Below are 6239 nucleotides of genomic sequence, written 5' to 3'. Positions count from 1 at the left end.
CTTACTGGCAAAAGAAATACAACCATATTGTCTCTAAGAGGCGAATCAAGGTTGAGAATGTTATTGCAGAGCTAAAGAATTTTCGTATTTTATCTCATAGATATCGCAATAAGCGTAGGGGCTATAATCTAAAGTTTAATATTGTTGCTGGAATTGTTAATTTCAAAAATGATTTCGTTAATAAATTACTTGCCGCTTGATGCTAAAATAATCACGAACAACCTTCTTCACCCCTCGCATTGGCTAATTGTTAATTAAATACTTACGCAAGAGGTCTAGCGAAAACAAGAGCGATAAAGCTAAGGAAAGTGCGATCCATTTTATCAAACCTCATAGTAATCTGTTTATTTTCCTTTATTCTGCCGAAGAAGAATTCAATAATATTACGTTTTTGTACAAGTTAGCATCATAAAAACCTTCAGTGGTCAACTTAAAGAACTCTCTGGCAAATAAACTCCTTTAAATGATGCAACATGCGTCGCTCCATATGATTTTATAATAGACCTGTTGCATAACCTAAAAATGAAAGAGGAATTTTTAGGAAAAATGATGTTGAGCACCGCAGCATACTCTAGTATATGAGGAGCGCAAAGGAGTTTTGACAACAAAATTACCCCACGGAATAGGTTATGCAAGAGGTCTATTGTAATAATTTTTAGCTAAAATCTAGTTTCTGAAGAGATCTAGTGTATTAAAAGTTTTGTAGCTCCATATATACTAGACCTCCTTCGAAACTCACTCATGATGAGCAAATGCGAGGAGTATACGAAGCACAGAGCCGCAGCGTACATGAAGTACGTGAGGACTTGCGCATCGACAACGTCGCCACAGTTGCCATCAGGAGTAGAGTTAGGAAAGAGGTCTACTGCAATTCATAAGTAAATTCATAGCTTCTCTTGAAACTTATCCCTTAAAATCTTACTTACGCAGTAGGTCTACTATACTACGACTATGCAAATAGGTCATTCTTATTCGCTACTCTGATCCAGCCATATATAAGTACGCTCTTCATTTGCGTAAAATAGCCCGGTATACCTCCCCCAATGCATTAACATATCTAAATTCTCCTCTATCTTCGCATTCGGCACTAGATTTGCTATTTTTCTCGACATCTTTCTCCTGCTCATCCTCTCTGCAGAGCTACTCTTCAGTAGGTCGTGCACATAGCCTAGCAAAGGAAAGTGCTTGAGCATTCGTACAGCAAGCAAAGTTTTGCGTTGATGCATGTCTGAAGCAAGGATGATTCCGTTAGGAGTAAGAGCAATTTGTTGTTGTATAGACTCAACAAACTCCATTTTATGCAATGCCTCTATGAGAGGTATAATCTCACTGATATCAGATGCATATAAGCTATTAGTAAGATAGTTAAGAGTTGCCCTGTGATTATGACATTCGTAAATAGTATCTACAACAAACACGAGTTGAGTTGGTAAAACTTGCGGCAAAGACCAGTCTGATGCGGCAGTAGCATTCTGAGATTGCTTGCTACTAGACATCATCTGCGCATAAATCAAATCCACATACTCTTTATATTTAACATCGCTCACGTCTCGGGGATGGGCTAGGTGAATCGCGAATTCGAGAATACGATTAGTTCTGTGTTTTGAATCATCTGAATCTAAAATAAGTACGCGATCCGCCATCATCACAGCTTCTTCTATGCTATGAGTTACCAGCACTACTCCTCTAATACCAGAAATACTTTGGGCTTTTACTTGGTCTTTTTCCGATGCTAGTCGCGAGTACCATAAGTCTAGAAAATCGTTTTTTAGCAAATTAGCCGTAAGGATATCTAGGGCAGAAAAGGGTTCGTCCATTAATAAAATTTTTGGGTTTAATACTAAAGCTCTGGCAAATCCCACCCTCTGTTTCATACCGCCCGAAAGTTCGTGTGGCATGGAGCTTTCGAAGCCGTCCAAGCCAATCAACTCGATAATATCTAATGCTTTTTGTTGTATTTCAGTTTTAGTGAGCGCTAAATTATATAGTGGTAGCTCTATATTCTCTTGCACATTGAGCCATGGAAAAAGAGCGAAGTTCTGAAAAATCATACCCACCTCAAATTCATTTTTTTGAATAGGAAGAGTGTATTGACGCTCGCCACTAGATTGGATAATTAACCCAGCCATGATTCTAAGCAAGGTGGATTTGCCACAGCCGGACCTACCCAGTAGCGCTACTATTTGCCCGTCTTGCAAACTAAATTGTATATTATGCAAAATGCTATATCCAATATCGTCTTTATGTTGTACGTGATAACATAAATCTTTAAGCTGCAAAATAGTATTAAGCATTGTGAGATTTATAACCTATGGTCTAGTTCTATTGTTTTATATAATAGAGAGTAAACCAACTAGAGAACAAAGAAATGCAATTATCCAAAATCTGATGGTAATCTTTACCTCATTCATCCCTAGCTGTTCAAAATGATGATGTAGAGGCGCCATACGGAAGATGCGCCTACCTTTAGTAAATTTAAAACATCCTACCTGCAGTATCACAGAAAGTGCTTCGCACACAAACACTAGTCCTATGATAGGTAATAGCAGTTCTTGCTTAGTTATTACAGCAAACCCAGCAAGAAATGCGCCTAATGCCATGCTACCAGTATCCCCAATAAAAATTTGGGCTGGGTAAGCATTAAACCACAAAAAGCCTAATAAAGCCCCAATCATTGAGCAAATTGTTGGTAAAAGCTGTAGCATGCTTTGATGATAGCATGAATTTTGCAATTCGTCCAAAAATAGTAGTAATAATATCAGGGAAATGTGATTAAAAATTATCGGACCAACAAGTAAACCGTCTAAACCATCGGTTAAATTCACTGCATTAGTGGTACCAACGATCACGATTGATAGAAAAATGATATATATCCATTCTTGCCAGTTATTAAAATATAATCGTAACTTTAGGTACGGTATATATAAATATTCAAAAAGATGAGTATTCTGTATTGTAAATAAAAAAACTAAAGCAACTGAAAATTGCAATATCAACTTCTGTCCCGCGCTGATACCTTTACTACTCTTCTTGGTTAGCTTAAAATAATCGTCTACGAAACCTATACAACCAAAACCTAAAAAAAGAAAAATATAAGAATAAACTAAGTGGTTATTATATATATACGCAAACAGCAAGGCACATGGGGTGCACACCCCCATGAGTAGTGCCCCACCCAAGGTAGGGGTGCCACGCTTACTTTCCACATGCGATTTTGGCCCATCAGACCTGATGGGCTGTAGGCCATTAAGTTTTGTGAGATAAAGGATAAATGGTTTGCAGAGTATAATATAACTAATAAACGAAATAATCACGCTAGCTAATCCATAGAGTAGATATACGGTAGAATTTTGCGAAAGCATAAAACAAATGCAGCAATAATTATAAAAGCCATAGTGCCTAAATTATAATCAAAGAATTAAGTAAAATGAAACAGCTCAAAAGACTAAATAATCGCAAATATAATGAAGCGAGAGAAATTATCATTAAATCATCCCCATTAATAAATGTAGATACTTCTTGTATGGTATGTTTTGGCAATACTCACGTGGTTTGTTCTGCTATGTGGGACACTAAGGTGCCTCATTTTTTACGAGGCTCGAGGAGCGGATGGATTACTGCTGAGTATGGCATGTTACCTAACTGTAGCACCGAAAGAATACAGCGAGAAAGCGCTAGTGGCAAAATCTCTGGTAGATCTCAGGAGATTCAACGCCTTATTGGTCGTACTTTAAGAAGTAGTGTGCATTTAGAAAAATTACCCGAGGGGCAAATTTTACTAGATTGTGACGTTATTAATGCCGATGGTGGCACTAGAACTGCAGCCATTAGCGGTGCTTATGTTGCGTTAGTTTTATTGTTACGTAGCATGCTCAAAAAACAAATGATTAACTCTATACCAATAGCAGCCCATATTGCAGCTATATCTTGCGGTATTGTTGGAGGTAGTGCGGTGTTAGATTTAAATTATAGCGAGGATAGTAGCGCAGTCGCCGATGCTAACTTTGTGCTAGATAAAAATTTTAATATTGTCGAAATTCAAGCTGCGGCTGAACGTGGCTTATATAGCATAGAACAATTTTTAGAGATGATGGAATTGGCGAAAATTGGTGTGCAGAAAATAGTAGAGCAACAGAATTTATTTCTACAGGAAAGATGTGGACTGAGTTTTGTAGAGCAGTTAGAGCGTAATACCGCTGGACGTAAAGAGTAGATAGTGCGCTATAGAGAGATAAACTCGCTACAAAGAAATTACAGATTTTCGTAATATTGGAGTTTTATTTAGAGTTTTATATATTGTATCATTTGACCAAACAATAAGATGCATGGTACACTTTTAATATATACCTAAAGTAGTTTAATTAAAACTTTTAGTAAGATTACTTGGTATAATGTACTATTAATACTTTTAAGTGTTCATAACTTTAGAGTATGCGTTAGGCTCGATAGTACTAAAAATTACAACGCAATGAACTCAATATAAAAAACTTTAAGGTATCCTTATGTATCATGAAAACCCTTATCACAAAGAATTCACCAAATTCTTTGTTGCACCAGATGTGATTATAGAAAGTATAAAAGCTATGCCATTTGCCAGTCCAAATCACATAGAAGATCTAGTGAAGAAAAATCTACAGGTTATAGTAGACCACCATCAGTCTGGCTATAAAAAAACTCATGATATGCATCATCATAAAATAAGAGAGTGCCATCGCAAGATGCATGATTTATTCCGCTCTTTGCATCAAGACCAAAAGAAGTCTTCTGTTGAGCAGATTATGGCAGAAAATCGCAAACATTTAGAAGAACTTACAGATTATTCTGTAGAAATGTATCGCGAGCTGGCTGAGCATATGTTGCATAATACAAAAACTGCTATTACTAGAATTGGCGATAATTTTATAGAATTTATGAATAATAGCATACAGAATTCTAATGCGCATAACGAGCGTAAGCCAACGAGTGAGGCAGAGGCGACGATAAAAACAGCAACAAAGGCAAGCGCGGCGCAGTCTGGAGCTCAGGCGAAAACTGCTAGCAAAACTAAGGCACAGACAAAAACAGCTAACAAAACCAAGGCGAAGGAAGTGAAAGTTAAGGATGTTAAAATAAAAACCAAGGCCACGCCAAAAAAGAATGTGCATCAGGCGAAAAACCCAAAGCATAATATAACTTCTATTTCTGAGCATATGCCCCAGACGCACTTTCATCCTAATACATAAAACTTAATCTGCAGCGAGAGAGGAGATGGGGCTCTCTCTTGCTGTGCACGCGACTTCTGTTGAAGTTCTGTTTTCTTACTCCTGGTATTTTCTTCTCATCAGCGAGTTTTATAAGGGATTTGTTACGAGAGTACTTTGCAAGAGATTCATTATGAGTGAGTTTGGAGGGAGGGTTCTGCGTTTGAGCGTTATGAGAATGATATTCATAGGAAAGTTGTTTCAAAGAAGAGTAGCTGAAAATATGTGTTGGAATCTATGCATTTTTATCTGCAAAAGATCAGAGTAGTTGTTGGGCGTATTGTATTATTCGATATACTCCATGGTTTATTATTAACCATATCTTATCTTTTTAAAAAAAAGGTGACGGTTCGTTACCCACTACAAAAGAATAAACTTAGCAATAAATTTCGCGGTGAGCATGCGCTAAGAACCTATAGCAATGGTAAACAGAGATGCGTGGGATGCAAGTTATGTTCCGCTATATGCCCAGCTTCAGCAATACGCGTGGAGTCTGGGGAAAATAAAGAGGGGAAGCGCTGCGCCATAACATATGAAATAGATATGACTAAATGTATATATTGCGGTTTGTGTCAGGAGGCATGCCCAGTAGACGCAATAGTGCAAGGTAAAAATCATGAGTTCTCGTGTACTTCTAAAACTCTATTGCTTTATGACCAACAAAAATTATTAAATAATAAGGCTACTCATCAAAAATAAACAAAAGTCATGTTTGGCTCGAGTTTTATCTCATCTTCTTCAAACTCAAATTAGATATAGAACCAGTCACGTAAAACCACGTGATAAGTTTTTCATCATAATTTTTGTAAAAGCCAATTATGGGACCGTTGCGAGATGGGGACCGTTGCGAGATGAGGTAATTTTTGTTATAATAAATCTCAAAAGAACGAGGTTTTCAAATGTCTTCAGCGCATCAAATTACAATGGTAAGTTTAAATCAATTAGTTAGTCCAAAGCATCAATATCGCAAATTTAAGGACTTATTTGATTTTGAGGTGG

9 protein-coding genes are annotated in these 6239 nt (G+C 37.1%); 5 read left to right on the top strand and 4 right to left on the bottom strand.

All coding sequences use genetic code 11. From position 1 onward, the window contains the following. Nucleotides 1–200: transposase family protein (locus Sarmat_RS05725; RefSeq protein ID WP_279611768.1), on the top strand; the 200-nt coding region annotated here is incomplete at its 5' end. 62 nt (nucleotides 201–262) lie between these two features. On the opposite strand, the gene Sarmat_RS07445 is transcribed toward Sarmat_RS05725, so the two are convergent. After that, nucleotides 263–379 carry a hypothetical protein gene (locus Sarmat_RS07445; RefSeq protein ID WP_410520504.1) on the bottom strand — a complete coding sequence of 39 codons (117 nt, stop codon included), beginning with the start codon at nucleotides 377–379 and terminating at the stop codon, nucleotides 263–265. A gap of 46 nt (nucleotides 380–425) precedes the next feature. After that, on the bottom strand, nucleotides 426–635 hold the full coding sequence (locus Sarmat_RS05715) for a hypothetical protein (protein ID WP_202149827.1): 210 nt from the start codon (nucleotides 633–635) through the stop codon (nucleotides 426–428). Nucleotides 636–741: 106 nt separating this feature from the next. Between Sarmat_RS05715 and Sarmat_RS05710 the strand changes: the two genes are divergently transcribed. Further along, nucleotides 742–882: a hypothetical protein gene (locus tag Sarmat_RS05710; protein WP_202149826.1), complete on the top strand. Its 141-nt coding sequence runs from the start codon at nucleotides 742–744 to the stop codon at nucleotides 880–882. Nucleotides 883–968: 86 nt separating this feature from the next. Here Sarmat_RS05710 and Sarmat_RS05705 read toward each other — a convergent pair whose 3' ends face one another. Together Sarmat_RS05705 and mraY are read right to left on the bottom strand one after the other, a co-directional pair. Then, on the bottom strand, nucleotides 969–2294 hold the full coding sequence (locus Sarmat_RS05705; RefSeq protein ID WP_202149825.1) for an ATP-binding cassette domain-containing protein: 1326 nt from the start codon (nucleotides 2292–2294) through the stop codon (nucleotides 969–971). 36 nt (nucleotides 2295–2330) lie between these two features. After that, nucleotides 2331–3362, bottom strand: coding sequence for a phospho-N-acetylmuramoyl-pentapeptide-transferase (gene mraY, locus Sarmat_RS05700; RefSeq protein WP_202149824.1), 1032 nt, complete (start codon nucleotides 3360–3362; stop codon nucleotides 2331–2333). 65 nt (nucleotides 3363–3427) lie between these two features. Here mraY and rph point away from each other — a divergent pair, with 65 nt between their 5' ends. The 3 genes from rph to nuoI all read left to right on the top strand — a co-directional run bounded on the left by rph (nucleotide 3428) and on the right by nuoI (nucleotide 5939). Then, nucleotides 3428–4213: a ribonuclease PH gene (gene rph, locus Sarmat_RS05695; protein WP_202149823.1), complete on the top strand. Its 786-nt coding sequence runs from the start codon at nucleotides 3428–3430 to the stop codon at nucleotides 4211–4213. Nucleotides 4214–4502: 289 nt separating this feature from the next. Then, nucleotides 4503–5222, top strand: a complete 720-nt coding sequence (locus Sarmat_RS05690) for a hypothetical protein (protein ID WP_202149822.1) — start codon at nucleotides 4503–4505, stop codon at nucleotides 5220–5222. Between the two features lie 255 nt (nucleotides 5223–5477). Beyond that, entirely contained in the window at nucleotides 5478–5939 is a 462-nt protein-coding gene (gene nuoI, locus Sarmat_RS05685; RefSeq protein ID WP_202149828.1) for an NADH-quinone oxidoreductase subunit NuoI, read from the top strand. Nucleotides 5940–6239 lie beyond the last annotated feature (300 nt).

It is taken from the genome of Candidatus Sarmatiella mevalonica, from assembly GCF_016751895.1.
Taxonomy (GTDB): domain Bacteria; phylum Pseudomonadota; class Alphaproteobacteria; order Rickettsiales; family Rickettsiaceae; genus Sarmatiella; species Sarmatiella mevalonica.
Note: the sequence above shows the minus strand (reverse complement) of the source record. Positions and strands in the feature narration are given on the sequence as shown.

Bases quoted from the DNA above. Each gene is read 5' to 3' on its own strand.
- Sarmat_RS05710 (WP_202149826.1), top strand. From the start codon at position 742: ATGATGAGCAAATGCGAGGAGTATACGAAGCACAGAGCCGCAGCGTAC.
- Sarmat_RS05705 (WP_202149825.1), bottom strand. From the start codon at position 2,294: ATGCTTAATACTATTTTGCAGCTTAAAGATTTATGTTATCACGTACAA.
- mraY (WP_202149824.1), bottom strand. From the start codon at position 3,362: ATGCTTTCGCAAAATTCTACCGTATATCTACTCTATGGATTAGCTAGC.
- rph (WP_202149823.1), top strand. From the start codon at position 3,428: ATGAAACAGCTCAAAAGACTAAATAATCGCAAATATAATGAAGCGAGA.
- Sarmat_RS05690 (WP_202149822.1), top strand. From the start codon at position 4,503: ATGTATCATGAAAACCCTTATCACAAAGAATTCACCAAATTCTTTGTT.
- nuoI (WP_202149828.1), top strand. From the start codon at position 5,478: ATGCATTTTTATCTGCAAAAGATCAGAGTAGTTGTTGGGCGTATTGTA.